This is a genomic window from Brevundimonas aurantiaca (genome assembly GCF_014199955.1).
Classification (GTDB): Bacteria; Pseudomonadota; Alphaproteobacteria; order Caulobacterales; family Caulobacteraceae; genus Brevundimonas; species Brevundimonas aurantiaca.
This window is the reverse complement of the sequence record NZ_JACHOQ010000008.1, coordinates 58,063-83,193: the sequence shown is the minus strand read 5'-3', so window position 1 is coordinate 83,193 and position 25,131 is coordinate 58,063. Positions and strand designations below refer to the sequence as shown.

26 protein-coding genes and 1 tRNA gene are annotated in these 25,131 nt (G+C 68.1%); 8 read left to right on the top strand and 19 right to left on the bottom strand.

Annotated features, from left to right (window positions below):
- Nucleotides 1-8 precede the first annotated feature (8 nt).
- Nucleotides 9-1,289 (bottom strand): isocitrate lyase, encoded by a 1,281-nt coding sequence (aceA, locus tag GGQ93_RS13475; protein ID WP_183217708.1) that lies wholly within the window; start codon nucleotides 1,287-1,289, stop codon nucleotides 9-11.
- Nucleotides 1,290-1,446: 157 nt separating this feature from the next.
- Between aceA and GGQ93_RS13470 the strand changes: the two genes are divergently transcribed.
- Genes GGQ93_RS13470 through GGQ93_RS13460 form a run of 3 tightly spaced genes read left to right on the top strand, consistent with a single transcriptional unit; the run spans nucleotide 1,447 to nucleotide 3,545 of the window.
- The gene (locus GGQ93_RS13470) at nucleotides 1,447-2,892 is read left to right on the top strand and encodes a helix-turn-helix domain-containing protein (protein WP_183217706.1); all 1,446 of its coding nucleotides are present in this window, start codon (nucleotides 1,447-1,449) and stop codon (nucleotides 2,890-2,892) included.
- A gap of 36 nt (nucleotides 2,893-2,928) precedes the next feature.
- A complete protein-coding gene (locus tag GGQ93_RS13465) occupies nucleotides 2,929-3,276 on the top strand; it encodes a hypothetical protein (protein ID WP_183217704.1) in 348 nt (115 codons plus the stop codon).
- Nucleotides 3,273-3,545, top strand: coding sequence for a type II toxin-antitoxin system RelE/ParE family toxin (locus GGQ93_RS13460; protein ID WP_183217702.1), 273 nt, complete (start codon nucleotides 3,273-3,275; stop codon nucleotides 3,543-3,545). The genes GGQ93_RS13465 and GGQ93_RS13460 overlap by 4 nt, the downstream gene beginning before the upstream one ends.
- 4 nt (nucleotides 3,546-3,549) lie before the next feature.
- Here GGQ93_RS13460 and GGQ93_RS13455 read toward each other — a convergent pair whose 3' ends face one another.
- From GGQ93_RS13455 to GGQ93_RS13445, 3 genes are all read right to left on the bottom strand, one after another.
- On the bottom strand, nucleotides 3,550-4,380 hold the full coding sequence (locus GGQ93_RS13455) for a universal stress protein (protein WP_183217700.1): 831 nt from the start codon (nucleotides 4,378-4,380) through the stop codon (nucleotides 3,550-3,552).
- A gap of 71 nt (nucleotides 4,381-4,451) precedes the next feature.
- Nucleotides 4,452-5,900, bottom strand: a complete 1,449-nt coding sequence (locus GGQ93_RS13450) for a hypothetical protein (RefSeq protein ID WP_054765071.1) — start codon at nucleotides 5,898-5,900, stop codon at nucleotides 4,452-4,454.
- A 65-nt stretch (nucleotides 5,901-5,965) separates the two neighbouring features.
- Nucleotides 5,966-6,955 (bottom strand): helix-turn-helix transcriptional regulator, encoded by a 990-nt coding sequence (locus tag GGQ93_RS13445; protein WP_054765070.1) that lies wholly within the window; start codon nucleotides 6,953-6,955, stop codon nucleotides 5,966-5,968.
- Between the two features lie 92 nt (nucleotides 6,956-7,047).
- Between GGQ93_RS13445 and GGQ93_RS13440 the strand changes: the two genes are divergently transcribed.
- Nucleotides 7,048-7,287 (top strand): hypothetical protein, encoded by a 240-nt coding sequence (locus GGQ93_RS13440; RefSeq protein ID WP_054765069.1) that lies wholly within the window; start codon nucleotides 7,048-7,050, stop codon nucleotides 7,285-7,287.
- 16 nt (nucleotides 7,288-7,303) lie between these two features.
- On the opposite strand, the gene GGQ93_RS13435 is transcribed toward GGQ93_RS13440, so the two are convergent.
- Complete coding sequence (locus tag GGQ93_RS13435; protein WP_183217698.1) at nucleotides 7,304-8,392, bottom strand: acyltransferase family protein; 1,089 nt, start codon at nucleotides 8,390-8,392, stop codon at nucleotides 7,304-7,306.
- A 98-nt stretch (nucleotides 8,393-8,490) separates the two neighbouring features.
- Here GGQ93_RS13435 and GGQ93_RS13430 point away from each other — a divergent pair, with 98 nt between their 5' ends.
- Nucleotides 8,491-9,978, top strand: a complete 1,488-nt coding sequence (locus tag GGQ93_RS13430; RefSeq protein WP_183217696.1) for a tetratricopeptide repeat-containing sulfotransferase family protein — start codon at nucleotides 8,491-8,493, stop codon at nucleotides 9,976-9,978.
- Nucleotides 9,979-9,990: 12 nt separating this feature from the next.
- On the opposite strand, the gene GGQ93_RS13425 is transcribed toward GGQ93_RS13430, so the two are convergent.
- From GGQ93_RS13425 to GGQ93_RS13395, 7 genes are all read right to left on the bottom strand, one after another.
- Nucleotides 9,991-11,412 carry an NAD(P)(+) transhydrogenase (Re/Si-specific) subunit beta gene (locus tag GGQ93_RS13425; protein WP_183217694.1) on the bottom strand — a complete coding sequence of 474 codons (1,422 nt, stop codon included), beginning with the start codon at nucleotides 11,410-11,412 and terminating at the stop codon, nucleotides 9,991-9,993.
- 13 nt (nucleotides 11,413-11,425) lie between these two features.
- A complete protein-coding gene (locus tag GGQ93_RS13420) occupies nucleotides 11,426-11,692 on the bottom strand; it encodes a hypothetical protein (RefSeq protein ID WP_183217691.1) in 267 nt (88 codons plus the stop codon).
- A complete protein-coding gene (locus GGQ93_RS13415) occupies nucleotides 11,689-12,024 on the bottom strand; it encodes an NAD(P) transhydrogenase subunit alpha part 2 (RefSeq protein WP_182714697.1) in 336 nt (111 codons plus the stop codon). The genes GGQ93_RS13420 and GGQ93_RS13415 overlap by 4 nt, the downstream gene beginning before the upstream one ends.
- A 2-nt stretch (nucleotides 12,025-12,026) precedes the next feature.
- On the bottom strand, nucleotides 12,027-12,455 hold the full coding sequence (locus GGQ93_RS13410; RefSeq protein ID WP_183217690.1) for a hypothetical protein: 429 nt from the start codon (nucleotides 12,453-12,455) through the stop codon (nucleotides 12,027-12,029).
- Complete coding sequence (locus tag GGQ93_RS13405) at nucleotides 12,452-13,585, bottom strand: Re/Si-specific NAD(P)(+) transhydrogenase subunit alpha (RefSeq protein WP_183217688.1); 1,134 nt, start codon at nucleotides 13,583-13,585, stop codon at nucleotides 12,452-12,454. Before GGQ93_RS13405 ends, GGQ93_RS13410 begins: the two co-directional genes overlap by 4 nt.
- A gap of 83 nt (nucleotides 13,586-13,668) precedes the next feature.
- Nucleotides 13,669-13,941, bottom strand: coding sequence for an aa3-type cytochrome c oxidase subunit IV (locus GGQ93_RS13400; RefSeq protein WP_183217686.1), 273 nt, complete (start codon nucleotides 13,939-13,941; stop codon nucleotides 13,669-13,671).
- Nucleotides 13,942-14,075: 134 nt separating this feature from the next.
- Nucleotides 14,076-15,872, bottom strand: a complete 1,797-nt coding sequence (locus tag GGQ93_RS13395; RefSeq protein ID WP_183217684.1) for a M3 family oligoendopeptidase — start codon at nucleotides 15,870-15,872, stop codon at nucleotides 14,076-14,078.
- Between the two features lie 100 nt (nucleotides 15,873-15,972).
- On the opposite strand from GGQ93_RS13395, the gene GGQ93_RS13390 reads away from it, so the two are divergent.
- On the top strand, nucleotides 15,973-17,754 hold the full coding sequence (locus tag GGQ93_RS13390; protein ID WP_183217682.1) for a DUF4153 domain-containing protein: 1,782 nt from the start codon (nucleotides 15,973-15,975) through the stop codon (nucleotides 17,752-17,754).
- 114 nt (nucleotides 17,755-17,868) lie between these two features.
- A complete protein-coding gene (locus tag GGQ93_RS13385; RefSeq protein WP_054765060.1) occupies nucleotides 17,869-19,317 on the top strand; it encodes a sigma-54-dependent transcriptional regulator in 1,449 nt (482 codons plus the stop codon).
- 3 nt (nucleotides 19,318-19,320) lie between these two features.
- Here GGQ93_RS13385 and GGQ93_RS13380 read toward each other — a convergent pair whose 3' ends face one another.
- The 5 genes from GGQ93_RS13380 to GGQ93_RS13360 form a co-directional block, all read right to left on the bottom strand.
- The gene (locus GGQ93_RS13380) at nucleotides 19,321-19,707 is read right to left on the bottom strand and encodes a GIY-YIG nuclease family protein (protein WP_054765059.1); all 387 of its coding nucleotides are present in this window, start codon (nucleotides 19,705-19,707) and stop codon (nucleotides 19,321-19,323) included.
- A 53-nt stretch (nucleotides 19,708-19,760) separates the two neighbouring features.
- A complete protein-coding gene (locus tag GGQ93_RS13375; protein ID WP_156314165.1) occupies nucleotides 19,761-20,063 on the bottom strand; it encodes a hypothetical protein in 303 nt (100 codons plus the stop codon).
- Between the two features lie 96 nt (nucleotides 20,064-20,159).
- Nucleotides 20,160-20,435, bottom strand: coding sequence for a nucleoid-associated protein GapR (gapR, locus tag GGQ93_RS13370; RefSeq protein ID WP_054765057.1), 276 nt, complete (start codon nucleotides 20,433-20,435; stop codon nucleotides 20,160-20,162).
- 192 nt (nucleotides 20,436-20,627) lie between these two features.
- Nucleotides 20,628-20,753, bottom strand: coding sequence for a type B 50S ribosomal protein L36 (gene ykgO / locus GGQ93_RS13365; protein WP_031448545.1), 126 nt, complete (start codon nucleotides 20,751-20,753; stop codon nucleotides 20,628-20,630).
- 191 nt (nucleotides 20,754-20,944) lie between these two features.
- Nucleotides 20,945-21,021 (bottom strand) — tRNA-OTHER (locus tag GGQ93_RS13360).
- Between the two features lie 182 nt (nucleotides 21,022-21,203).
- Here GGQ93_RS13360 and GGQ93_RS13355 point away from each other — a divergent pair.
- On the top strand, nucleotides 21,204-22,481 hold the full coding sequence (locus GGQ93_RS13355) for a lytic murein transglycosylase (RefSeq protein WP_054765056.1): 1,278 nt from the start codon (nucleotides 21,204-21,206) through the stop codon (nucleotides 22,479-22,481).
- A 229-nt stretch (nucleotides 22,482-22,710) separates the two neighbouring features.
- Here the strand turns inward: GGQ93_RS13355 and tdh are convergent, their stop codons facing one another.
- Together tdh and GGQ93_RS13345 are read right to left on the bottom strand one after the other, a co-directional pair.
- Complete coding sequence (gene tdh, locus GGQ93_RS13350) at nucleotides 22,711-23,763, bottom strand: L-threonine 3-dehydrogenase (protein ID WP_182714706.1); 1,053 nt, start codon at nucleotides 23,761-23,763, stop codon at nucleotides 22,711-22,713.
- Between the two features lie 165 nt (nucleotides 23,764-23,928).
- Nucleotides 23,929-25,119, bottom strand: coding sequence for a glycine C-acetyltransferase (locus GGQ93_RS13345; RefSeq protein WP_183217680.1), 1,191 nt, complete (start codon nucleotides 25,117-25,119; stop codon nucleotides 23,929-23,931).
- Nucleotides 25,120-25,131: the final 12 nt, after the last annotated feature.

The following is a 25,131-nucleotide window of genomic DNA, read 5'->3' as shown; positions in this document are numbered from 1 at the left end:
TCCCTTTCTTAAGCCGCGTGGGTGAACTGGGCGGTCTCGGTCGAGTCCTTCAGCGCCGTGGTCGAGGACGTGCCGTTGGAGATGACCGTGGCGACCTGGTCGAAATAGCCGGTGCCGACTTCGCGCTGGTGGCGGGTGGCGGTGTAGCCGCGCGCCTCATTGGCGAACTCGCGCTGTTGCAGCTCGGAATAGGCGGCCATGCCGTTGTCGCGATAACCGTCCGCCAGCTCGAACATCGAGTTGTTCAGGGCGTGGAAGCCGGCCAGGGTCACGAACTGGAACTTGTAGCCCATGGCGCCCAGCTCGCGCTGGAACTTGGCGATGGTGGCGTCGTCCAACTTGGCCTTCCAGTTGAAGGAGGGCGAGCAGTTGTAGGCCATCAGCTTGCCCGGACATTTCTTCTGGACGGCTTCCGCGAACTTCTTGGCGTCGTCCAGATCCGGATGCGAGGTCTCCCACCACAGCAGGTCGGCGATGTTGGCGTAGGACAGGCCGCGCGCGATACAGTGGTCCAGACCCGTGCCTTCCTTCAGGCGGAAGAAGCCCTCCGGCGTGCGGTTGTCGCGGTCGATGAAGGGCTGGTCGCGCTCGTCGATGTCCGAGGTGATCAGCTGGGCGCTTTCGGCGTCGGTGCGGGCGACCGTGATGGTCGGCGTGCCCATGACGTCGGCGGCCAGACGCGCGGCGACCAGATTGCGCTCATGCGCCTGGGTCGGGATCAGCACCTTGCCGCCCAGGTGGCCGCACTTCTTCTCCGAGGCCAGCTGGTCCTCGAAATGGACGCCGGCGGCGCCCGCCTCGATGAAGGCCTTCATGATCTCGAAGCTGTTCAGCGGCCCGCCGAAGCCGGCCTCTGCATCCGCCACGATGGGGACGAACCAGTCGCGCTTGGCGCCGCCCTCGGCGTGCTCGATCTGGTCGGCGCGCTGCAGGGTGCGGTTGATGCGGCGGCACAGTTCCGGCGCGGCGTTGGCCGGGTACAGGGACTGGTCGGGGTACATGGCGCCGGCCGTATTGGCGTCGGCCGCGACCTGCCAGCCGGACAGATAGATGGCCTTCAGCCCGGCGCGGACCATCTGCATGGCCTGGTTGCCGGTGACGGCGCCGAGCGCATTGATGAAGGGCTCGTCGTGCAGCAGCTGCCACAGGCGGTTGGCGCCCCGCTCGGCCAGGGTGTGGGTGATCGGCACCGAGCCGCGCAGGCGCAGAACGTCTTCGGGCGTATAGGGGCGCTCAATGCCGTCAAAACGGCCGGCGGGCGAAGGAACCAGGTCGGCGAAGGTGGTCATGGTCGAACTCGTCTTCTGAAAGGGCGCGGCCGCAGCCGCCGTCTCAGGGACAAGAACACGCCCAAGTCACGAATGACACAGGACCGCGCCGATCAATGAAGTCAGTTTGTCACATCATGACTTTGCATCGGCAGTCATAATATGACATTCTTCAGCCATGGACACCGCCGCCGATCGCAAGCTGTTTCTGGGGGCCCGGCTGAAGCGGCTGAGGCGCGACCTTTCCCTGACCCAGACGGCCATGGCGGCCGACCTGGGGGTTTCCCCCAGCTATCTCAACCACATAGAGCGCAATCAGCGACCGGTGTCGGCCCAGTTGCTGCTGCGTCTGGCCGAAACCTATGACGTCGATCTGCGCAGCCTGAACCAGGGAGGGGCCGTCGATGAGGCGCGGCTGGGCGAGGTTCTGGCCGATCCCCTGTTCAAGGGCCTGGCCCTGCCCCGTCACGAACTGGTGCAGGTGCTGGAAGAGGCGCCGGGGGTGGCCGACGCCCTGCTGCGCCTGTATCGGGCCTTTGACGACGGCCGCGCCAAGGCCCGCGCCGCCGCCGAGACCGGCGAAGGCCTGGTCGAGGCCAGTCCCGCCGAATGGGTGCGCGAATATATCCAGTCGCGCGGCAACCACTTTCCCGAACTGGACCAGATGGGCGAGGCCCTGGCCGAGGTCCTGGCGGCCGAGGTGCCGGCCCATGCCGACGGTTTCGAACCCGCCGCCCGCCAGCGGCTGGCGGCTAAACACGACCTGGGGGTCCGCACCCTGCCGGCCGAGGTCATGGTGGAATGGACCAGGCGCTATGATCTGCACCGCCGCCGTCTGCTGCTGTCCGAGACCCTGGGCCCGTCGTCTCGCGCCTTCGCCATCGCCTATCAGCTGGCCCTGGCCGAGCACGGACAGGCGCTCCACGACATGGTCCAGGCGGCGAACGCCCCGGACGGACCGACGCGCTCCCTGCTGAAGGTGGCCCTGACCAACACCCTGGCCGCCGCGATCCTGATGCCCTACGCCGCCTTCCAGCGGACGGCCGAGGAGACCGGCTATGACCTGGCGCGGCTCCAGGCCCGGTTCGGGGTCAGCTACGAACAGGCGGCGCACCGGCTGACCACCCTGTCGCGGCCGACGGCGCGGGGCGTGCCCTTCTTCCTGATGCGGGTGGACCAGGCGGGCAATATCTCCAAACGCTATGCGGCGGGCGCCTTTCCCTTCTCGCGCTTCGGCGGCGCCTGTCCGCGTTGGCGCCTGCACAGCGCCTTTCGCACGCCGGGCCGGATCATCACCCAGATCATCGAGACGCCCGCCCAGGACGGGAAGGCTGGCGGCCGCTGGTTCACCTTCGCCCGCACCGTCGAACGCCAGGGCCGGGACGGCTATGGCGAGGCCCAAGACCTGGCCGTCGGCCTGGGCTGCGAACTGCGCCATGCGCACCGGCTGGCCTATGCCCACGGTCTGGATCTGGAGCGGCCCGAGGTCACCCCCATCGGCCCCGCCTGCCGCCTGTGTCACCGCCACCCCTGCGCCGAGCGCGCCGCCGCCCCCATCGACCGGCCCCTGGCCGTGGACGACTGGGCCAAGTCGGTCAGCCCCTATCCGTTCGCCGCGACATGAGTTCACAACCACTCATAGTTGTGAGATGATGCGGTTATGGCCGATCACGTCCTGACCCTTACCCTGACCGAAGAGGCGCTTGAGCGGCTCAAGGCCGCTGCGCGCGCGGCGGGCATGGAGCCGGAAGCCTATGCCGTCGCGGTTCTGGATCGAGCGCTCGCAAGCGGGCGTGACGCCGCTTCCGGCGACTTCGAGGTTCGAGAGACGGACGCCGCCTTCATCGTGGACAGCCCAGAGCCTTGGCCCCCGACCACGCCCTATGACACCACTGAGGCCAAACGTCGGCTGGCTGAGTATGACCGCACCGGCAAGTTCGTCGATTTCGAGGACTGGGCGGCGGATTTCGAGGCTGAGATCGAGGCCATGCTGAAGGCCAAGGCTTGAAAATTAGGCTGTCGCCCGATGCGGTTCAGGATCGCCGACGGGTCATCGGCTTTCTGAGGGGCGTCAATCCAAACGCCGCCCGACGAGCAGGCCATATCATCACCAGATCCATAGGCCGGCTGGCGGACACACCGATGATCGGGATCGACCTGGACGGTCTACGCCACCTCTACATCCCCTTCGGCGACAGCGGCTACGTCGTCCAATACCGCGTCGATGCGGACGCCGTCGTCGTCGCCCGCATCTTCCACGCCCGCGAGAATCGCTGAAGCCTCAGTGGCTGAACAGCAGCCAGGACTGGCTGCGGTTCAACAGGGCCTGGGTGACGCCGCCCAGGACCCATTCGCGCATCCGCGAATGGCCCCAGGCGCCGGCCACGATCAGATTGGCGCCCATCTGTTCGACCAGGGCCAGGATACGGTCGCCGGCGGGACGTTCGTCGCGGACCCGCGCCTCGCTCTCGGCGACCACCCCGTGTCGACGCAGCCAGGCGGCGACGTCGGCGACGCGGGCGGCCGCAGCCGCGGCGTCGGCCGAGGCGCAGATTTCGACCACCTGGACCTCGCGCGCCTGTTTCAGCAGCGGCAGGGCGGCGGCGATGGCGCGCTGGGCTTCGCGCCCCTCCTTCCAGGCCACCAAGGCGACGCCGTCGACCGGAGCGGCCTGGGCGCGCGGCGGAGCGACCAGGACAGGGCGACCGAGATTCATGATCAGGTCGCCCGCGTCCGGAGCCCGATAGGGCAGACGGCCGGCGTCTCGGCCGATCAGGATCAGGTCCGCCGCACGCGCCTGGTGCGCGACGCAGGCGGCGGGATAGCCGGTTTCGGCCCGCCATTCATGGGCGATGCCGGTGTCCTTCAGGGCGTCCAGAAAGCGGGTCTTGGCGGCAGCCAACTCCCCTTCCGCCTGATCGCGCCGCAGGGTCAGGATCTCGCCCGCCATGCCGCCGGCGACATAGGCGTCCACCAGGGGCGGCTCCGGCTCGCTGACGGATATGCCGATTAGGGTCGCGTCGAAGACGACCGCGAGATCGCGCGCAAAACCAATCCGGGCGACATTGTCGGCCTCGTCGTCCACATAGACCATCAGGCTCGAATAGGTCATGGCGATGCTCCTTGTTTCCGGAGCCTGGATGCGCCCGCCGGGCCCGTCCCGCCTTGATCCGCGTCAAACCTTCAACTGAGCACCACCCGGCCGTTCTCCAGGCGGAAGGCGACGCCGGTGCGCTGGAACAGGCGGGCGATGACGGCGGACGGATCGGCCACGCCCCGGTCCAGCAGGGTGGAGATGTCGTTGGCCAGGGTCGGGTCGCGCGACAGGCGGGTCAGGGCGCCCAGCCATTCCTCGCGGCTGAGGATCCCGTCGTCATTGTCCCGCCGCTGGAAGTCCGCCACCACGTCGAAGAAGTCTCCCCCGCCCGCGCGCCGCTCGGCCCCTTCGATGACCAGGCCGAACACTGCGCCGCAGGCGTAATAGGCGCGGTTGTCGCCCCGATCGCCCGCCGAGGCCAGGGGCCTGCCCGCCGCCAGCCGAACGCAGTCGTCCACCTCGCGCTGAAGCTCGGCCCGATCGTCATAGACGGGGTCGATGGCCTTCAGGGCGCGCACGGCCATCAGGTCGGCGCCGCCCTCGGTGATCCAGGCTTCGCGGGCGTACTGATATCTGAGCCCCTGCGAGCCCAGCCAGAAATGCGCCGCCTCATGGCCGATGAACCAGCGGGCGCGGGCCAGGGCCTGGGCGTCGGGGTCCAGCACCCCCTCGCCTTCAAAATTCATCGAGATCAGACCCGGCAGGACGCTGCCGCCCATGCTGGACAGGGATTTGGTCGGGCCGGTCCAGCTGACCATCAGGGTCGGGGGCTCGCCCTGGGCCGGGCCCAGACGGCGGGCGTAATAGGCCATGACCTGGGGCGTGAAACCGGCCAGTTGGTCGCCCAGCCAGCGCGGCAGACCAGGGTCGATGACGGTGGTGATCCCGTCGCCCCGGCGCGTCGTGGCGTCGCCGAACAGGACATAGGTCTGGGCGTCCACGGCGGTCGCCTCCGGCTTGCGCTCGCCCTTGAACAGGATCGGCCCGGACCGGTCGCGCCAGGTCACGGCCGCCGGGCCGCCCGGCACCTCGACGCCGTTCAGATCGCGCGGCAGGGCGCGGGCGGCGGCGACGGACTCCAGCGGAATGACGTCGAACTGGCCGGAAAACAGCGCCACCGTGCCGTCCGAAAAGACGAGAGCCGGATCATATTCGGCCTCAAGATCGCCGGGGCGCGGCGTCATGACTATGCGCACGTCGCGCGGCACAGGACCGCCGTCGGTCGAGCGCAGCACGTCATAGTCCCCCACCCGCTCCAGCACGACGCCCGGCGTCTCCACCCGCCACCAGTCCGGCCGCCAGGGCCGGCGGCTCTCGCGCAGCAGGGCCGACCGGAAGAAGGCCCAGACCGGCGCGTCGCGGTCCAGCACATAGTCGGCGGTCCACCGGTCACCGTCGCGCTGGACGGTGACGGCCACGCGGCCGTCCTCGGCCGTGACCGGAGCTTGAACCGCAACGACGGTGGGCGAGGCGCAGGCTGTGACGGCCGAAAGTCCGATCAAGCCTGCACAGATGAGGGCCGTCTTCAGACGCATGAAGCTCTCCGATAGGTCATGGCGGCCATAGCGACGGCCGGCGACAGCGTCACCTTAAGCCTTGTTCATCCGCGGGCCGCGTCCAGAGCGCGTCCGGCCGCCGCCAGTTCCCCGGCCATGACCGCCTTCAGCCGTTCGGGCGCCAGAATCACCGCCTGTTCGCCCCAGGTGAACAGGTGCCAGGCCAGTTCGCGCATGCCGGACGCCCGGAACCGCACGATCACGCCGCCGTCCGCCTGGTCCTCGAAGGTCTGGGTCGGGTGCCAGCGCCAGCTCTTGGCCTCGGCCGCGCCTTGCGGGGCGATGCGCAGGACCACGTCCTCGATCTCGTCCTGATAGATGCCGAAGGACTGGCTGGCGAAGACGCCCAGGTCGAAATCGGGCGGCGGGATCGCCACCCCGTCCTGAGCGGCGACATGGCTCATCCGGTCCAGACGGAAGGTCTGGATGCGGCCGGTCTCGCGGTCGGCGGCGACCAGATAGTTGGCGCGGCCGAACATGACCCCGCAAGGGGCGACGCTGCGGCGGCGCGGCTCGGCGCCCGGCCGGGAATAGGTGAAGCCCAGCGGCTGTTGCGCCAATATGGCCCCGCGAATGGCGGTCAGCATGGCCTCGTCAGCCGAGGGGCGCGGCCCGGCCTGGACGGCGATGGTCTCGGCCCGGACCAGGGCCTCCAGGTCCGGCGCCATCCGGTTCAAGGTGGTGGAGCGCATCGCCGCCTTGAGTTTCCGTTCGAGCGCCTCCAGCGCCGCCGCCCGCGCCGGTTCGCCCGCCGCGCGCAGGGCCGCCGCGGCCTTGGTCAGCTCCAGCATCTCGGTCGCGGTCGGCGCCTGTTCGAAGGCCGACAGGCCGCCGCGAATGCGCCAGCGTTTCGACGGCGGGTCCGACACCTCCTCCACCGTCGGGAACAGCATGAAGACGGCGTCGCGCATCCGCTCGGCGGTGCGGCGGCTGACGCCCATGTCGCGCGCCATCTCGTCCAGGCTCAGGCCCTCGGCGCTGGCGGCCAGGCGCCGCGCCAGGTCGATCACCATGGCCGCCTTGTCGTGTCTCACCGTCGCTCCTGAAAGATACGTCCGTTTCTGACGCATCAGTGCGCCATAACACAATCATCGACAAGAGGCCGACCGCTTCAGGAGATCATCAGATGGCTCAGTTCCAACCGACCGCCCCCCTGGCCCACAAGGCCGTCAACGCCAACCGCTACATCATCGTGCCGTGCGAAGCCGACGGATCGTCGGACCTGGCCGTCATCTGGGATCGGCTGGAGGAACAGGTGGTGGACGTCATCTCCGCCGCCGCCAGCAGCCGCTATTCCGACGAAGACATGCTGTGGGACGAGGCCCGGTCGGAGTGGGACGCGCCCGAATGGCGGATGGCGGCCTGAACTCAGGCCGTCTTCATCAGGCGGCTTTCGGCTTGGTCCAGCGATCAATCAGCCGCTGGGCCGGGCGTTCGACGTGATTGTGCGCCACCACCGCGACCCCGACGATGAAGCCGAACAGGCCGAGCGCGAACAGGTCGTTCAGCCAGACCGAGCCGAAATCGACGCGCCTGCCGCCGGGCATCCAGTCCAGCTTGCGCGCGATGATCAGCATCACGGTCAGGATGAACATATGGACCATGTAGATGGAGAAGGACCATCGACCCAGCGTGACCAGGGCGGGATGATCCAGCAGGCGCGACACCCGCCCCTCCTCGCCCGCAAAGACCCAGACCAGGACGACGAAGACCAGGGTGACGGCGACCGTCACCGGTCCTTCGGCCCAGGCGACGAACAGACAGACGACGGCGACGGCGGCGATCTCCAGCCCCGTGGCGGCCAGCCCCTTCAAGCGGGGGATGTTCGTCCATAGGCCCTGCAGCAGACAGCCCAGGAAGAAGCCGTAAACCGCGCGAGGCACGGCGAAGTCATAGGTGGTGTTCATCCAGCGCCGGGCGTAGCTGACCACCAGAACCCCGCCGATAATCGCCAGAACCAGGCCGATCCAGCGGAACCGCCGGGGCGCGACCAGCACCAGGCCGGCGAAGATCAGATAGCAGGCCCATTCGGCGCTGAGCGTCCACGACGGCCCGTTCCAGGTCAGATAGGGATGGACATGCCAGGCCTGAACCAGGGCCAGATTGGTGAAGATCGCCCCCACCGACCGATCGCGTGTGAAGGGCTCGGCCCCATCGAAGTGGAAGACCAGCCGCGCCACCTCCAGCCCGATGAAGGCGGCCAGCATCAGCACATGCATCGGCCAGATCCGCCCGAACCGCCGCACCATGAACCGGCCCGCGTCCTGCGCCGTCTTCAGCCGCTCGGCATAGGCGTGGGCGATGACGAAGCCCGACAGGACGAAGAAATAATCGACGAACAGATAGGCGTGCTGGATGAAGTCCCAGGTCCGCCAATGGCTGGCCACGGGCATGTGGAACATCACCACCAGGACGGCGCACACCCCGCGCAGGGAATCCAGGGCTTCGAACCGTGTCGTCTTAAAACTCATTTCCCGCCCATAGCGCCCCTCGGCGGCCTGGGATAGGTGAAGTTTATCGCCGGCTTTGACCGGAGCGACGGACGACTAACCGGGGGCTGGGAGAAGCGGTGACGGCGGCGAAGAACCGGGCGACTCAATGGGTCAATCAGGCGCTTGAAGCCTTCAAGGCGCGGGACCGGGACGCCTGCGCCGCACTGTTGATTCAGGCCGTTCAGTCCGACGCCCCTCTGGGCCAGGGTTGGGGCGCAGTTTCGCGGCTGGCTTCCATGATCGGCGAGGCCGAGGCGGCCCTGGTCGCCGCGCGCCGCTTCGCCGCCGTCGATCCCGCTCAGCCTGGACCCTGGCTGGCGCTGGGGCAGATGCTGGCGCATCATGGACGTTTGCCGGAAGCCCAGGCGGTGGGCGTCCGCCTGACTGAGACACGCGGCGGCGATCCGGCCGCCTGGCATTTCCTGGGCGCCTGCCGGGCGCAGCTGGGCGACGCGGAACAGTCGATGTCGGATCTTCGGCGCGCCGTGGCCCTGGCCACGTCGGCCGCCGCGAGCGCCGCGTCCTGGCATGCGATCGCAGAGGCCAAGACCTTCCTGGCCGACGATCCGGATTTCGAAGCCCTGGTCGCCCTCACCGAGGCCATACCGACACGCAAGGAGACCGATGAGGCGCGCAGCACCGCCTTCTACGCCCTGGGCAAGGCCTTGCACGACCGGGGCGAGACCGATCAGGCCTTCGCCGCCTATGCCAAGGCCGCCGCAATCCTAAAGCCTCTCCGCCCCTATGATGCGGACGCCACCGACCGGTTCGTCGAAACGGTGGTCTCAGGCTGGACGGCTGATTTCCACGCGCGCCTGCCGGACGGGCTGGACGACGACGGCCGACCGATCTTCGTCCTGGGTCTGCCGCGATCAGGCACCACCCTGGTCGAACAGATCCTGGTCAGCCATGAGGCGGTCATGGATGGGGCGGAGTTGAACCTGTTCAGCGTCGCCGCCATGCCGGTTCGCGGCTTCACGCCCGAGGCCGTCGGCGGCTTCGTCCAGGCTCGGGGGGCGGCGGGTCTGACCGGGGTCGGCCGCGCCTATCGCCACCTGTTGGATCAGCGGTTCGGCCCAGACAGCCGGGTGGTGGACAAGACCTTGAACCACAGCCGCTACCTGGGTCTGATCGCCAAGGTCCTCCCCCAGGCGCGCTTCATCTGGCTGCGTCGCAGCCCCGGGGCTGTCGCCTGGTCCTGCCTGCGCACCCGGTTCGCCGGAGGGGTGGACTGGAGCCTGTCCCTGGCCGACATGGGTCGGTATTTCATCGGCGAGGATCGGCTGCACGCACATTGGACGGCGGTTCTGGGGGATCGCATCCTGACCGTCCCCTATGAAGACCTCGTCGTCGATCCCGAGCCTTGGATCGCGCGGATCTTGGTGCACGCGGGCCTGCCGCTCCGACCCGGTCTCAAGGATTTTCATCTGACGAAACGCGCCGTCACGACCGCCAGCTTCGCCCAGGTTCGCCGGCCGCTCTATACGACCTCTCGAGAAGCGTGGCGGCGATACCAGAGCCATTTGCAGCCGGTGTTCGACGCCTATGGACAGGCGCCGCACTGAGCAGCCGGGCGCTCAAAGCCCCTTCACGATCCCCTCAACCATCTTCTTGGCGTCCGCGAACAGCATCATGGTGTTGTCGCGGAAGAAGAGCTCATTCTCGACCCCCGCATAGCCCGAGCCCATGCCGCGCTTGATGAACAGCACCGTCCCGGCCTTTTCCACGTCCAGGATCGGCATGCCGAAGATGGGCGACTGGGGGTCGGTCTTGGCGGCGGGGTTGGTGACGTCGTTGGCGCCGATGACGAAGGCGACGTCGGCGGTGGCGAACTCGGCGTTGATGTCCTCCAGCTCGAACACCTCGTCATAGGGGACATTGGCCTCGGCCAGCAGGACGTTCATATGGCCCGGCATGCGGCCGGCGACGGGGTGGATGGCGTATTTCACCTCGACCCCTTCTTCCTTCAGCTTGTCGGCCATTTCGCGCAGGGCGTGCTGGGCCTGGGCCACGGCCATGCCGTAGCCGGGCACGATGATGACCTTGGACGCATTCTTCATGATGAAGGCGGCGTCCTCGGCCGAGCCCTGTTTGACCGGCCGCGTCTCCCTGGCCCCGCCCGCGCCGGCCGCCGCCGCATCCCCGCCGAAGCCGCCCAGGATGACGCTGACGAAGCTGCGGTTCATGCCCTTGCACATGATGTAGCTCAGGATGGCGCCGGAACTGCCGACCAGGGCGCCGGTGATGATCAGGGCGATGTTCTCCAGGGTGAAGCCCAGGGCCGCCGCCGCCCAGCCGGAGTAGGAGTTCAGCATCGACACCACCACGGGCATGTCGGCGCCGCCGATGGGGATGATCAGGGTCGCGCCCAGCACCAGGCTGAGGATGAAGACGCCCCAGAAGGCCCAGAAGGCCGAGCCGCCCGTGCCGATCAGAATCCCGATCAGGAAGACCAGGGCCAGGCCCAGGCCGACGTTGATCAGGTGCCGCGCCGGCAGCAGGATCGGCGCGCCCGACATATTGCCGTTCAGCTTGGCGAAGGCGATGACCGAACCGGTGAAGGTGATGGCGCCGATGGCGACGCCCAGGCTGAGCTCGACGATCGACAGGGTTTTGATGCCCGTCCCGTCCTCGGACAGAATTCCGAAGGCTTCGGGCGCATAGACGGCGCCGATGGCGACCAGGCAGGCGGCCATGCCGACCAGGCTGTGGAAGGCGGCGACCAGCTGGGGCATGTCGGTCATGGCGACGCGCCGGGCGATCAGGGCGCCGATCCCGCCGCCGACCACGACCCCGCCCGCGATCAGCCCCAGGGTCAGGGGGTCCAAGGCCCGCGTGGCGCCGAGGGTCAGCAGGGTCACGCCGATGGCCAGCGCCATGCCGATCATGCCGAAGGTATTGCCCTGGCGGCTGGTCTCGGGGCTGGACAGGCCGCGCAGAGACAGGATGAACAGAACGCCGGAAACCAGGTAGGCCAGCGCGGCCAAGGATGCGTTCATCACGCCCCTCCCCTCAAGACGTGCGCGCCAGCCGCCACAGGGCGGCGGCGATGAACAGGGGGCCGATGAAGAACAGGGCCCATTCGAAAACGCCCAGCTGCCGGTCCTGGGTCACGACCCGGACCAGAATGGCCGAAATCACCAGGGCGATGCCGCAGTCGTGCAGCCGCTGGCGTTTGATCGGGATCTTGGTCCCGAACCAGCCGTACAGCCACAGGCCGAAACCGACGCCGGTGGCGATCCAGGAGCCGGTTATGGCGATCTGGGCGGGGTCGATCATGCCGCGCCCTTCTGAGCCGGCCGCTCCTTCTTCTTGTACATGGCCAGCATCCGCCGGGTGACCATGAAGCCGCCGAAGATGTTGACGCTGGCCAGGGTCACGGCCGCCACGCCCGCGCCCTTGGCGATCCAGGCGCTTGGGCCGGTCGCATCGCCCGACACGGCCGCCGCCGCGATCAGGCCGCCAACGATGATGACGCTGGACACCGCATTGGTCACCGCCATCAGCGGCGTGTGCAGGGCCGGGGTCACGCTCCAGACGACATAATAGCCGACGAAGATGGCCAGGACGAAGATGGCCAGGCGGAAGACAGTGGGATCGACGTGTTCCATAGTCAGCCTTCCACGCGAGGGAGATTGTCAGGCGTCTGCTTGGGCTCTAGCCCGGCGGCCTTCGCCGCATAGACCGCGAGCCCGATAGAGACCGCGACGGCGAGCGGCGCCCATGTTGATCCGACCCAGATCAGGACTGCAGTCGCCGCCACGGCTACAGTCAGGCCTGCGGCCAGAAACGGGAGCATCTTTGTCAAATGAGCCTTCGTCAGCCGGTCGAAAACGTCCTGCCCCGCAAGCACCAGCATCAACCCCAGCCCCAGAACAACAACGCCAATCACCAGCCGCAATGCTTCTTCCCCCGCAAACATCCATACGGACGCTTCAGGCTGCGTGCTTCTCAAATCCGACCACCGCTCCCAGAAGCTCTGTGTGGCCATGGCGAGGACCAAAATCCAAATGCCCGCTCGTATCCATTGAGAGAGTTTCATCCCCTCACCCCCTCATGCACCACGGCCCCGCCGTGCGTCACCACGGCCGCCTTCAGGATCTCGTCCTCAAGATCGACCGCCAGACCCCCGTCCTTGACCATCAGCCCCACGAAGGCCGTCAGATTGCGGGCGTACAGGGCGCTGGCGTCGGCGGCGATGCGGCCGGGCAGGTTGGACCAGCCGACGATGGTCACGCCGTTCGCGGTGGTCACGACCTCGTTCAGCTTCGAGCCCTCGACGTTGCCGCCCGCCTCGACCGCCAGATCGACGATGACCGAGCCTGGCTTCATCGAGGCGACGTGGGCCGCCGTGAGCAGCTTCGGCGCCGGACGGCCGGGGATCAGGGCGGTGGTGATCACCACATCCTGTTTGACGATGTGAGATGCGGTCAGTTCGGCCTGCTTGGCCTGATATTCCGCCGACATCTCCTTGGCGTAGCCGCCGGCGGTCTGGGCGTTTTTGAACTCCTCGTCCTCGACGGCCAGGAATTTGGCGCCCAGGCTTTCGACCTGTTCCTTGGTGGCGGGGCGGACGTCGGTGGCGGTGACGACGGCGCCCAGACGCCGCGCCGTGGCAATGGCCTGAAGCCCGGCGACGCCGACGCCCATGACGAAACATTTGGCGGCGGCGACCGTGCCGGCCGCCGTCATCATCATCGGGAACCCCTTGCCATAGGCGTAGGCCGCCTCGATCACCGCCCGGTAGCCGGCCAGATTGGCCTGGGACGACAGGACGTCCATCACCTGGGCGCGGGTGATGCGGGGCACGAATTCCATGGCGAAGGCGGTGGCGTTCGCCCCCTTCAGGGCCTCGACCGTCGCCTTGTCGCGCCAGGCGTCCAGCATGGCGATCACGATCGCGCCGGGCTTCAGGGCGCTGATTTCCTGGGCCGTGGGGCCGCGCACCTTCAGCACGACGTCGGCGCCGTCCAGCACGGCGCGGGTGTCAGGCTTCACCGTGGCGCCGGCGGCGGCGTAGTCGGCGTCGGGAATGGACGAGCCCAGGCCGGTCCCGGCCTCGACCGAGACGGCGGCGCCGAGCGCGATCAGCTTCTTGACCGTTTCAGGCGTGACGGCGCAGCGCGTCTCGCCTTCGCGACGTTCACGGGTGGCGGCGATAACGACGGCCAAGCGAATCCCCTCTCATTGAAGCTGGGAGACGAGCCTAGGCCGGTTCCACCGACGCCGTCAAAGACCCGTGTCGGGCGAACGGATCAGTGGCCTGCGCCGCCCTTGGGCTTGAGAGCCCAAAAGCCGACGGCGGCCAGGACCGCCGCCCCTATGAAGCCGGCGACGAAGGTTCCGCCCGGATGGAACCACAGGGTCAGGAACACGAGCACGCAGGCCACGGCCAGGGCGCCCCATTTGGTCAGGCCCATGAACAGGTGGAAGGTCGAGACCTGTTCATTGATCTGCATCCCGCCCCGGACATAGGCGCTCGCATCGGCGTCGGCCTGGGCGGTGGCGGGGTTTTTGGCCTTGGCCATGAGAGCTCCCTCGGTCTTGTCGTTGGCGCGACTATAGCGCGGGTTCGACGCCGCTCAAGCACACACCGAGGAATGGCGAGGGGTGCGGGGTGTGGGGTGTGGCGGCAGCGGCCCACACCCCGCACCCCACATCCTCACCCCAGCGCCTCGAACTGATCCACCAGCCGCTCCAGACGCTTGCAGCCCACGCTCCAGAAGGCCGGGTCGCGCGGATTGAGGCCGAAGGGCTTCAGCGCCTCGACATAGGTTCGGGCCCCGCCTCCGGCCAGAAGGTCGCGGTAAAGGGGCGTGAACCCCTCGGGATCGGCCCGTCGCGCCTCCATCAGGGCCGCCACCAGCAGGTCGCCGAAGGCGTAGGCGTAGACGTAGAAGGGCGAGTGGACGAAGTGGCTGACATAGGCCCACCAGTGCTCATAGCCGGGGTTCAGCGTCACCGCCGGCCCCAGAGACGCGCCCATTTCGGTCAGCCACAGTTCATTGATCCGCTGCTGCGACACCTCGCCCTTCTGCCGCTCGTCGTGGAAACGGGTCTCGAACCGGTGGAAGGCGATCTGTCGCACCACGGTGTTCAGCCCGTCCTCGATCCTCCCGGCCAGCAGACCACGCTGCTCGCGCTTGGGCGCCGTGGCCAGCAGACGGTCGAAGGTCAGACCCTCGGCGAAGATGGAGGCGGTCTCGGCCAGGGTCAGGGGGGTGTCGGCCAACAGGGTGCCCTGATCCGCCGCCAGGGTCTGGTGCACGCCGTGGCCCAGTTCGTGGGCCAGGGTCAGGACGTCGCGCCGCTCGCCCATCCAGTTCAGGAAGACATAGGGGTGGCGGTCGGCGGTGACGGGATGAGCATAGGCGCCCGACTGTTTGCCCGGCCGGGCGCGGCCGTCGATCCAGGGCCGGTCGAAGAAGCCGGCGGCGCGTTCGGCGAACTCGGCCCCCAGGTCCGAGAAACTGTCCAGAACGATCTCCCGGCCCTGGCTCCAGGTGAAGGCGCGCGGGGCGGTGGTCTCGATCGGGGCGTTGCGGTCCCAGTGATCCAGCCGGGTCTTGCCCATGGCCTTGGCCTTCAGCGCATAATAGCGGTGCGACAGGCGCGGATAGGCTTCGGCGACGGCCTCGGCCATGGCGTCCACCGCCTCGCCGTCGACCTCATTGGCCAGGTGTCGGCTGTCGGCGGGGCGTTTGAAGCCGCGCCAGCGATCCTCCATCGCCTTGTCGGCGGCGACCGTGTTCAGCACCAGGGCCAGGGTCGGGGCGCGGGCGGCTAAAGCCTCCGACAGGCCCTCGGCGGCGGCCTTGCGCCGCGCGGGCTTGGGATCGGACAGGCGGTTCAGCGCCTCGGCCAGGGTCAGGCTCTCATTCCCTGCCTTAGCGCGCAGCGCCGCCAGCTGTTCGTCGAACAGGCGCGGCCACTGGGCCGTGATCGGGCCGCGTTCGGCGATAAAGGTCTCCAGCTCGCTGGACAGTTCATGCGGCTTCATGGCCCGCACCCGCCGCAGCCACGGCCGCCAGCGCGCGGCCCCCGCATGGGCCTGAAGCGCGGCCTCCAGGGCGGCGGCGTCGATCTGGTTGATCTCCAGCGTCAGCCAGACGGTCGGGGTGGCGATGGCGGTGATCTTTTCGCGCACATCCGCCTCGAACCCCTGGGCCACCGCATCGTCGCGCGCGGTCGAGGCCGACAGGAAGGCGTAGGCGCCGAGCGCGCCCAGGATGTCGGAAGCCTGCTCGTACAGGCTGATCGCCTGATCCAGCACCGCCCCCAGGGCGGCCGGATGGCCCGACGCCCCCGCCAGCCGCCCGCGCAGGCCGTTCATCTCGTCCACCAGGGCGCGCGCCCGCGTCAGGTCGTCGGCGAGCCGGGCGTCGTCCCGCGAGGCGTAGAGGTCGGACAGGTCCCACAGGGGGGCGTCGATGTCGGGGGTCTTGAAGGGGGCGTTCATACCCCTGTTTTGGGGAAGGTTCGGCCGTGCCGCAACCGCGCGCCGCTATCTTGCCGTATCCAGCTGCCTCATACTGGGCCGCAACACGGGGGCGAGCGTCATGAACGAGTGGATGCAGGACGGCGGACGCAAGGGGCTGGACGGGCAAGGTCGGCTGTTCGCCGCGCGCCTGGCGACCGGTTTGATTCAGGGCGGCGCCCTGTATCTGCTGTACCGGGCGGCCGAGGTCGGGATGTGGCCCGACACCCGGCCCGAGGTGTTCGGCGGGCTGGCCCTGGCCTTCGGCTATGCGCCCGCCGTGCTTCTGGCGGCGGTCGGACGGCTGAAGCCCCTTCCGCTGGCTCTGTGGGCGGCCGCAGCGGCGACGGCCCTGTTCCTGATGGGCTGGCACGACGTGGCGCGGCGGGTGATCCCCGAAAACGACCAGGCCCCCTATCTTGAGGTTCCCGTCCTGGCCTTCAGCGCCGCCGCCCTCTTCGTGGCCCACCACCTGATCCTGCCGGCGATCCGCGAACGGCGCTGGCGGGCCGATTATCACGCCTATTTCGACGTGGCCTGGAAAGCGGGCGTGCAGCTGGCCCTGTCCCTGGGCTTCACCCTGGCCTTCTGGCTCCTGCTGCAACTGGGCGCTGCCCTGTTCCACGTCATCGGCGTCAAGGCCCTCAGCTCCCTGATCGGCGAGGCCTGGTTCGCCATACCCGTCACCTGCCTGGCCTTCGCCCTGGGGGTCCAGCTGACCGATGTGCGCGACGGCCTGATCCGGGGCGTGCGGACCGTGGCCCTGATGCTGCTGTCCTGGCTGCTGCCCGTCATCGCCCTGCTGACGGCGGGCTTTCTGGCCGCCCTGCCCTTCACCGGCCTGGAGCGGTTGTGGGACACGGGCAGCGCGACGGCCCTGGTGCTGGCCGCGGCCGCCGCCCTGATCATCCTGATCAACACCGCCTATCAGGACGGTCGGCCCGACAATCTGCCGCCTGCGGCCTTGCGGATCGCCACCCGGATCGCCGGGGGTCTGGTCGCGCCCCTGGTCGGCCTGGCCTTCTGGGGGCTGGCGCTACGCATCGGCCAGCACGGCCTGACGCCGGACCGAATCATCGCCCTGGCCTGTGCGGTCGTCGGCGCCGTCTATGCGGGCGGCTATCTGGTCGCGGCCGTGCGGCCCGGCGGTTGGATGCGCCCGCTGGAGACGACCAATGTCGCCGCAGGCGTTCTGGCCGTCGCCGCCGTCCTGGCCCTGTTCAGCCCCCTGCTGGACCCCGCGCGCCTGTCGGTCGCGGACCAGGTGGCGCGGCTGGAGCGCGGGGCGGTGAAACCTCAGAGCTTCGATTACGACTTCCTTCGGTTCAACAGCGGCAAGGCGGGGCTGGCGGCTCTGGATCGCCTGACCCGTTCCCAGAATCCACAAGTCGCCCAACTCGCCCGCGACGCCCGCGCCAAGACCAGCCGCTACGCCTTTGACCTGGGCGACCCCGCTATCGCGGCGGCGACCGCGCGCAAGGTCAGGCTGGAGCCGGCGCCGGGCCAGCCGGCGGTCCCCGACAGTTTCACCGCCCAGTTGGATCGTCTGGAGCCGGTCCTGCGCGCCTGCGCCAACGACGCCCCCTGCCGCACCCGCGCCCTGGATTTGAACGGAGACGGACGAGAAGACCTGCTGGTCGCCATACACGGCGTCATCATGGCCTTTGTTCAGGAGATAGACGGCCGCTGGTTTGAACATGGTCGCTACAGCTCCGCCTGCCCCGTCCCTGGAACAGACCTGAGCGCCGCCCTGGTCGAGGATCGGATCGACACCCGTCCGGCGCGCCTGCCGGACCTGGTCCTGAACGGCGTGGCCCTGGATGTGGACGTCGCCTCCGGCTGTCCCTCGCCGCCGCCCCGTTAACCCCCCGGTCACCACGCCCCCTCACCCGTTTTTCACCTCGTCGCCCTTAGAAGTCGTCCCGAAACGGGCCAGTCCGATCCACGGGCGGCCCATCGGTGATGACAAGGGACGCCCATGGCCAAGACCGTTCTGGTGGTCGACGACGATCCGACCCAGCGCCGCCTGTTGCAGGCTGTGCTCGAACGCGACGGTCACGCCGTGGTCCATGCCGCAAGCGGCGGCGAGGCCATCGACCGGATGACGCGCGGCGGCGGCGCCGACGTCATCCTGCTGGACATGATCATGCCCGAGATGTCGGGTCTGGAGTGTCTGGCCGAGCTGCGCAGCGGGGGCTTGACCACGCCGGTCATCGTGCTCACGGCCAACGGCGGCATCGACACCGTGGTCAAGGCCATGCAGGCCGGCGCCCAGGACTTCTTCGTCAAGCCGGTCGGGCCCGAACGCCTGCTGGTCGGGGTGCGCAACGCCCTCAAGCTGGAGCAGCTGACCACCGAGGTCGGTCGTCTGACCAAGCGGGTCCAGGGCCGCGCCAGCTTCGACGACATCATCGGCGACAGCGCCCCCATGCGGATGGTCAAGGCCCTCGGCGCCCGGGCGGCCAAGTCCTCCATCCCCGTCCTGATCACCGGCGAGAGCGGCGTCGGCAAGGAGGTGATCGCCCGCGCCCTGCACGGCGCTGGCGACCGGGCCGGCAAGCCCTTCGTCGCCGTCAACTGCGGCGCCCTGCCCGCCAATCTGGCGGAATCCATCCTGTTCGGCCACGAGAAGGGCGCCTTCACCGGCGCCGTCGACAAGACTCTGGGCAAGTTCCGCGAGGCGGACGGCGGCACCCTGTTTCTGGACGAGATCGGCGAACTGCCGCTGGATCTTCAGGTCAAGCTGCTGCGCGCCCTGCAGGAAGGCGAGATCGACCCCGTCGGCGGCAAGCGCCCGGTCAAGATCGACGTCCGCATCGTCTCGGCCACCAATCGCGACCCCGCTCAGCAGGTTAAGGACGGCGCCTTCCGCGAGGATCTGTTCTATCGGCTGAACGTCTTCCCGATCGAGGCGCCTTCCCTGCGCGACCGGCGCGAGGACATCCCCGCCCTGATCGATCATTTCATCGCCCGCTTCAACGCCGAGGAGGGCCGCCGCATCGCCGGCTGCGCCCCCGAGACCCTGGCCATGCTCCAGGCCTATGACTGGCCCGGCAATGTGCGCCAGCTGGAGAATGCGGTGTTCCGCGCCATCGTCCTGGCCGACTCGCCCTTCCTCCAGCCCTATGACTTCCCGTCCATCTCGGGCGTGGCCGCGCCCCTGCCCGATGCGACGCCCACGCCGCCCGCCGCCGCGCCGTCCTACGCCGACCTGCCGCCCCTGCCGGAACAACCGATCCGCATCCTGGACGACCGCGGCCATCTGCGGACGCTGGAAGACATCGAACGCGACCTGATCCAGCACGCCATCGAGGTCTACGCCGGCCATATGAGCGAAATCGCCCGCCGCCTCGGCATCGGGCGCTCGACCCTGTACCGCAAGGTTCGCGAACAGGGGCTGGAGGGGCAGCTGAAAGAGGCGGGGTGAACGTCACTCGCCTGTTTCCAGCCGCTTCAGAAACGCCTTCACACCCCCCTCACCGTCATCCTCGGGCTTGACCCGAGGATCGGGCGCCCAGCCGCACAGACTGGGGTAAAGGTCCACCCACTCAGGGTTCGTCCGCTCGATCAACTCGAGCTTCCACACGCGATTCCAACGCTTCAGCGCCTTCTCTTTGCGGATGGCGGCGGTGACCAGCTCGAACTGCTCGTACCAGACCAGCAGACCGCAACCATAGCGACGTGCGAAACCTTCGAACGCTCTGTTCCTGTGTTGATGGCCGCGCTCATACAGGTTCGAGGTCATGCCGATGTAGAGGACGCCGTGTGGGCGGCTGGCCTCGATGTAGGTCGCGATGAAAGGTCGACGCTCACTCATCAACTCTGAGTTGCGGACAACCCGATCCTCGGGTCAAGCCCGAGGATGACGATCTATTCGATATCTTTTGGCTTCCGCCCCCACCGCCGCTTCGGCTCTTCGCCCTTCGCCTTGGCGGCGATCTCCTTCAGCTTGCGGCCCTGCATGGCCGACAGGGCCTGACCGGGCGCGCCCTTCTCGGGATCGGCGAAGGCGCGGCCGTGGGTTTTGACCCGCTCGCTGACCGAATCGAGGAACTCCCCCTCCCATTCCGACAAGGAAACGCCCGCCTTCTCGGCCGAGCGGCGGGCGCGTTTGAGAGCATTGAGCGCAGACCGCTGGGCGGCCTTGCGCTGCTGATCCCAAGGGCTCAGCAGCTCCTTTTTTGAGGCGCTACCGCCCTTCGGGCTGCTTGAGCGCGACAGCCGGCCTTTCGACGAATCGGTGGGCGTGCGCTTCAGCCCCTAATCTCCTCAGACCTCGCCGAGGGCCGACAGATAGAGGTCCAGGATGGCCTCCTCCTCCTGGCGCTTGGCCTTGTCCTGCTTCCTGATGCGGATGACCTTGCGCAGGACCTTGACGTCATAACCCTCGCCCTTGGCCTCGGCGAAGACCTCCTTCATGTCGGTCATGACGGCCTGCTTGTCCTCTTCAAGCCGCTCCAGCCGCTCGATGATGGTGCGCAGACGGCCCTGGGCCGTTGCGGTCAGGACGTCGGGATTGCCGTCGAACGAGGCGTCATCGGCCATGGGGAATACTCCAGAAATCAGGCGCGGACGCTAACCACGCCGTCCGGCGCGACTCAACCGCGAACACGAAAAAGGCCGCGGACAGAATCCGCAGCCTGTGGATCGTCAGGGCTTTTCCTGCCCTACCGCCCGTTGGGCGGCTTGGGCAGACCTGCGTGCGCGCGCCGCCGAGCAGCGCGCCTCGAACGCAGCTTAGCCTTGCTTGGCCTTGAAGCGCGGGTCGGTCTTGTTGATGACATAGACCCGGCCCTTGCGACGCACGACCTTGCAGTCGCGGTGACGGGTCTTCAGGGACTTGAGCGAGCTGCGGACCTTCATGGTCGGACGTCCTGAGAGAAGCCAATAAGAAAGCCGCTGATCCGGGCGGATCGCGGCGGAGGCGGTCGTATAGAGAGCGGTCCTTAGAAGGTCAAGCCGCTTGGGACCGAAAACCCGCTAAAGCAGCCCAAGGGGACGGTAGCGCCCCAAAACGCGCTCAAGCAGCGCGAAGCGCGATAGCGCAAAAAATATGGAGGCCTGACCTCCGAGTCGAACGGAGGGTATTCGGGTTTGCACGCCCGTTGCGTCGCCACTCCGCCATCAGGCCGTCGGAGAAGTCTGCGCCATTACGCCGCAGCGGGCGCCTCCGTCGATATAAATGAGGGTTAACAACGCTGATTGGGGAGTCCGTGGACGGACTTTTCTCCTCCCAGGCGGATCAGGGCCGGCGAAACCGCTTCGCGCGTATGTCATTTCCCCTATCCGTTCGGGGACTGTAGTCTGAATCTCATGCGCTTTTCCTATCGCCTTCTCCTCATCGGCTCCGTCGCGGCCTGCGCTCCCATGTTGCCGGAGCCGCCGGTGTCCCTGCCGACGCCGCAGCCTGATCCGGTTCCCGCCGCCGTGGTCCCGCCGCCGACGCCGCAGGCGCCGCCGCTCGCCGCCTATGACCAGGAAGGGTTCGAGGGCTGGAAGCAGGGCTTTCTGGCGCGCAAGGGCGGCGCCCGTCGCGCCGACTATGAGCGGGAACTGGCCGGTCTGACGCCGGACTCCAGCGTGGTGCGGCTGGACCGGAATCAGCCGGAATTCTCCAAGCCCGCCGGCGCCTATATCCAGAACGCCGTGACTGCGGTGCGGATCGCCCAGGCCAAGCAGCGGATCGACCGGGTGCCCTGGGCGGTGGTCCAGCGTTTCGGCGTGCCCTCCGAAATCCTGGTGGGCGTCTGGGCCCAGGAAAGCGCCTTCGGTCAGGTCCAGGGCGACTATGACGTCATCCGCTCCCTGGCGACCCTGGCCTATGATGGGCGCCGCCGCGACTGGGCCGAATCCCAGTTGAAGGACGCCCTGGACATCGTCGTCGACGGCCGCCGCGAACGCGCGGGCCTGAAGGGCAGCTGGGCCGGCGCCATGGGCCAAACCCAATTCATGCCCGACAACTATCTGCGCCTGGGCGTGGATCAGGACGGCGACGGCAAGGTGGACATCTGGGGCGACGACGCCGACGCCCTGGCCTCGGCCGCCAATCTGCTGGCCCAGGCGGGCTGGAAGCGCGGCCAGACCTGGGGCTATGAGGTCGTCCTGCCCGCCGGCTTCGACTACGCCCTGGCGGAAGGGCCCAAACACGACTGGGCCTATTGGGCGGCCAAGGGCGTGCGCCTGGCCCAGGGCGGCACGCCGAACGGCGCCGAGGCGGTGGAGGACGCGACCATCCTCCTGCCCCAGGGGGCCAACGGCCCGGCCTTCCTGGCCCTGCCGAACCACTATGTGATCCGCAGCTACAACAACTCGGTCTCCTACGCCCTGGCGATCGGCCTGACGGCGGACGGGATCATGGGCAAGCCGGGCCTGACCAAACCATGGCCCAACGACGCCTCCCTGTCGCGCGACCAGCGGATCGGCGCCCAGGCGGCTCTGACGCGGCTGGGTTACGACACCCGCGGCGTGGACGGGGTGATCGGCGCCAACACCCGCGCGGCCCTGCGCCGCTGGCAGCTGGCCAACGGCCGCATCGCCGACGGCTATCTGACCGCCGCCCTGGCGGATGAGCTGATCCGCAAGGCGAACTGAGCGGTAACGCCTGTCTCCTCCCCGTTTGGCGGGGAGGTGGCTCGGAGCGCAGCGGAGAGACGGAGGGGCTCTTCACCGCATCCCAGGCGTCAATGGGGCGTCCAGACCCCCTCCACCACGCTGCGCGCGGTCCCCCTCCCCCAGAGGGGGAGGAATGCGAATGGCGGAGACCAAAATCCTCCCCCCTTGGGGGAGGTGTCGGCGAAGCCGACGGAGGGGGCCGGCCTCCTTAGGCCGCCTTGTCCCAGTTCAGCACCACCTTGCCCGACTGACCCGACTTCATCGCCTCGAAGCCCTGGCGATAGTCGGCGTAGTCCAGCCGGTGGGTGATCAACGGGCTCAGGTCCAGGCCGGCCTTCAGCAGGCCCAGCATCTTGCGCCAGGTGGTGAACATTTCGCGGCCATAGACGCCCTTGATCGTCAGGGCCTTCAGGATGATCGCGCCCCAGTCGGTCTCCATGGGTTTGCCGGGGATGCCCAGCATGGCCATGCCGCCGCCCATGATCAGGGTGTCGACGCACTGTTTGAAGGCGACGGGCGAGCCCGACATCTCCAGGGCCACGTCGAAGCCGACCTTCAGGCCCAGCTCCTTCATGACGTCATGGATGTCTTCCTTGGTCGTGTTCACGGTGCGCACGCCCGGCGCCACCTTCTGCGCCAACTCCAGCCGGAAGTCGTTGATGTCGGTCAGGACCACGGTGCGCGCCCCGGCGTGTCGGGCCACGGCGGCGGCCATCATGCCGATGGGGCCGGCGCCGGTGACCAGGACGTCCTCGCCCAGGAGGTCGAACTGCTGGGCCGTGTGCACCGCATTGCCGAACGGGTCCAGGATCGAGCCGATCTCATAGGGCACGTCGTCGGGCAGTTCGATGACGTTGAAGGCCGGCGCCACCACGAACTCGGCAAAGGCGCCCTGGCGGTTCACGCCGATGCCGCGCGTATGCGGGTCCAGGTGGAAGTGCCCGGCGCGGGCCGCTTCGGAGTTCAGGTCGATCACATGCCCCTCGGCCGAGACGCGCTGACCGATCTTCAGCGGACGATCCACCTCCTTGCCGATGGCGACGATTTCGCCGGCGAACTCATGGCCGGTGATCATCGGGGTCGGGACGTTCTTCTGGGACCACTCGTCCCAGTTCCAGATATGGATGTCGGTGCCGCAGACGGCGGTGCGATGGACCCGGATCAGCACATCCTCCGGCCCCGCCTCGGGGATCGGGGCGTCGATCAGTTCCAGGCCCTCGACCGGTCCGGTCTTGGCCAGGGCTTTCATCGTTTCGGCCATTACGGCGTCTCCTAAAAACTCTAAGATCGTCATCCTCGGGCTTGTCCCGAGGATCCATACTCCCGGTTTTAGCCGGTGCGCACCGTCCTCGACGGAGTCTATGGATCCTCGGGACAAGCCCGAGGATGACGGGAATAATGTGGCCGAGCGTGACGGAGAAAGGGGTCAGATAACCCCCAGCTCCCGCCCCGCCTGCGTGAACGCCTCGACCGTCCGGTCGATCTGTTCGAACGTATGGGCCGCCGACATCTGGGTGCGGATCCGGGCCTGGCCGCGCGGCACGACCGGGAAGGAAAACCCAATCACATAGACGCCCAGCTCCAGCGCCCGCGCCGCGAAGTCCTGGGCCAGTTTGGCGTCGCCCAGCATGACCGGGATGATCGGATGTTCGCCGTCCAGCAGGGTGAAGCCCGCATCGGCCATGGCGTTGCGATAGCGATGGGCGTTGGCCGACAGACGAGTGCGTAGCGCATCCCCCTCCGCCCCTTGGGCGATGCGGATCGCCTCCAGCGAAGACCCGCACACCGCCGGCGACAGGGCGTTGGAGAACAGATAGGGCCGCGCCCGCTGTTTCAGCAGGTCGACCACCGCCTTCTTGGCGCAGATGAAGCCGCCCATGGCGCCGCCCAGGGCCTTGCCGAAGGTGCCGGTGACGAAGTCCACCTCGACTCCGTGATAGGCGAAGGAGCCCCGCCCCTGCGGCCCCAGGAAACCCGTCGCGTGGCAGTCGTCGACCATGATCAGGGCGTCGTATTTGTCGGCTAAGGCGCGGATGTCCTTCAGACGGGCGATATAGCCGTCCATCGAAAAGGCGCCGTCGGTGGCGATGATGATGTCGCGGGCGCCGGCCTCGCGCGCCTCCTTCAGCCGGGTCTCCAGCTCGTCCATGTCGGAGTTGGCGAAGCGATAGCGCTTGGCCTTGCACAGCCGCACCCCGTCGATGATCGAGGCGTGGTTCAGGCTGTCGGAGACGATGGCGTCGTTTTCGCCGAACAGGGGCTCGAATATCCCGCCGTTGGCGTCGAAGGCGGCGGCGAACAGAATGGCGTCCTCAAAGCCGAGATAGCCGGCGATGGCCGCCTCCAGCTCCTTATGGATCTCCAGGGTGCCGCAGATGAAGCGGACCGAGGCCGTGCCCGCCCCCCACTTCTGTTGCGCCGCGATCCCGGCCTGGGTCACCCGCTCGTCGCCGGCCAGGCCCAGATAGTTGTTGGCGCAGAAGTTCAGCACCTCGCGCCCGCCGACCTGAATCACAGGCCCCTGGCGAGAGGCGATCACACGTTCGGGCTTGGTCAGGCCCTGGGCGTCGATCTCGGTCAGTTCGCCGACGATGCGGTCGTAGAAGCTCTGGGTCATGGCCGCGACCTA

Coding starts and splice junctions, on each gene's coding strand:
- aceA (WP_183217708.1), bottom strand. CDS start 1,289: ATGACCACCTTCGCCGACCTGGTTCCTTCGCCCGCCGGCCGTTTTGAC.
- GGQ93_RS13470 (WP_183217706.1), top strand. CDS start 1,447: ATGGACACCGCCGCCGATCGCAAGCTGTTTCTGGGGGCCCGGCTGAAG.
- GGQ93_RS13465 (WP_183217704.1), top strand. CDS start 2,929: ATGGCCGATCACGTCCTGACCCTTACCCTGACCGAAGAGGCGCTTGAG.
- GGQ93_RS13455 (WP_183217700.1), bottom strand. CDS start 4,380: ATGACCTATTCGAGCCTGATGGTCTATGTGGACGACGAGGCCGACAAT.
- GGQ93_RS13450 (WP_054765071.1), bottom strand. CDS start 5,900: ATGCGTCTGAAGACGGCCCTCATCTGTGCAGGCTTGATCGGACTTTCG.
- GGQ93_RS13440 (WP_054765069.1), top strand. CDS start 7,048: ATGGCTCAGTTCCAACCGACCGCCCCCCTGGCCCACAAGGCCGTCAAC.
- GGQ93_RS13435 (WP_183217698.1), bottom strand. CDS start 8,392: ATGAGTTTTAAGACGACACGGTTCGAAGCCCTGGATTCCCTGCGCGGG.
- GGQ93_RS13425 (WP_183217694.1), bottom strand. CDS start 11,412: ATGAACGCATCCTTGGCCGCGCTGGCCTACCTGGTTTCCGGCGTTCTG.
- GGQ93_RS13420 (WP_183217691.1), bottom strand. CDS start 11,692: ATGATCGACCCCGCCCAGATCGCCATAACCGGCTCCTGGATCGCCACC.
- GGQ93_RS13415 (WP_182714697.1), bottom strand. CDS start 12,024: ATGGAACACGTCGATCCCACTGTCTTCCGCCTGGCCATCTTCGTCCTG.
- GGQ93_RS13410 (WP_183217690.1), bottom strand. CDS start 12,455: ATGAAACTCTCTCAATGGATACGAGCGGGCATTTGGATTTTGGTCCTC.
- GGQ93_RS13400 (WP_183217686.1), bottom strand. CDS start 13,941: ATGGCCAAGGCCAAAAACCCCGCCACCGCCCAGGCCGACGCCGATGCG.
- GGQ93_RS13395 (WP_183217684.1), bottom strand. CDS start 15,872: ATGAACGCCCCCTTCAAGACCCCCGACATCGACGCCCCCCTGTGGGAC.
- GGQ93_RS13390 (WP_183217682.1), top strand. CDS start 15,973: ATGAACGAGTGGATGCAGGACGGCGGACGCAAGGGGCTGGACGGGCAA.
- GGQ93_RS13385 (WP_054765060.1), top strand. CDS start 17,869: ATGGCCAAGACCGTTCTGGTGGTCGACGACGATCCGACCCAGCGCCGC.
- GGQ93_RS13380 (WP_054765059.1), bottom strand. CDS start 19,707: ATGAGTGAGCGTCGACCTTTCATCGCGACCTACATCGAGGCCAGCCGC.
- gapR (WP_054765057.1), bottom strand. CDS start 20,435: ATGGCCGATGACGCCTCGTTCGACGGCAATCCCGACGTCCTGACCGCA.
- ykgO (WP_031448545.1), bottom strand. CDS start 20,753: ATGAAGGTCCGCAGCTCGCTCAAGTCCCTGAAGACCCGTCACCGCGAC.
- GGQ93_RS13355 (WP_054765056.1), top strand. CDS start 21,204: ATGCGCTTTTCCTATCGCCTTCTCCTCATCGGCTCCGTCGCGGCCTGC.
- tdh (WP_182714706.1), bottom strand. CDS start 23,763: ATGGCCGAAACGATGAAAGCCCTGGCCAAGACCGGACCGGTCGAGGGC.
- GGQ93_RS13345 (WP_183217680.1), bottom strand. CDS start 25,119: ATGACCCAGAGCTTCTACGACCGCATCGTCGGCGAACTGACCGAGATC.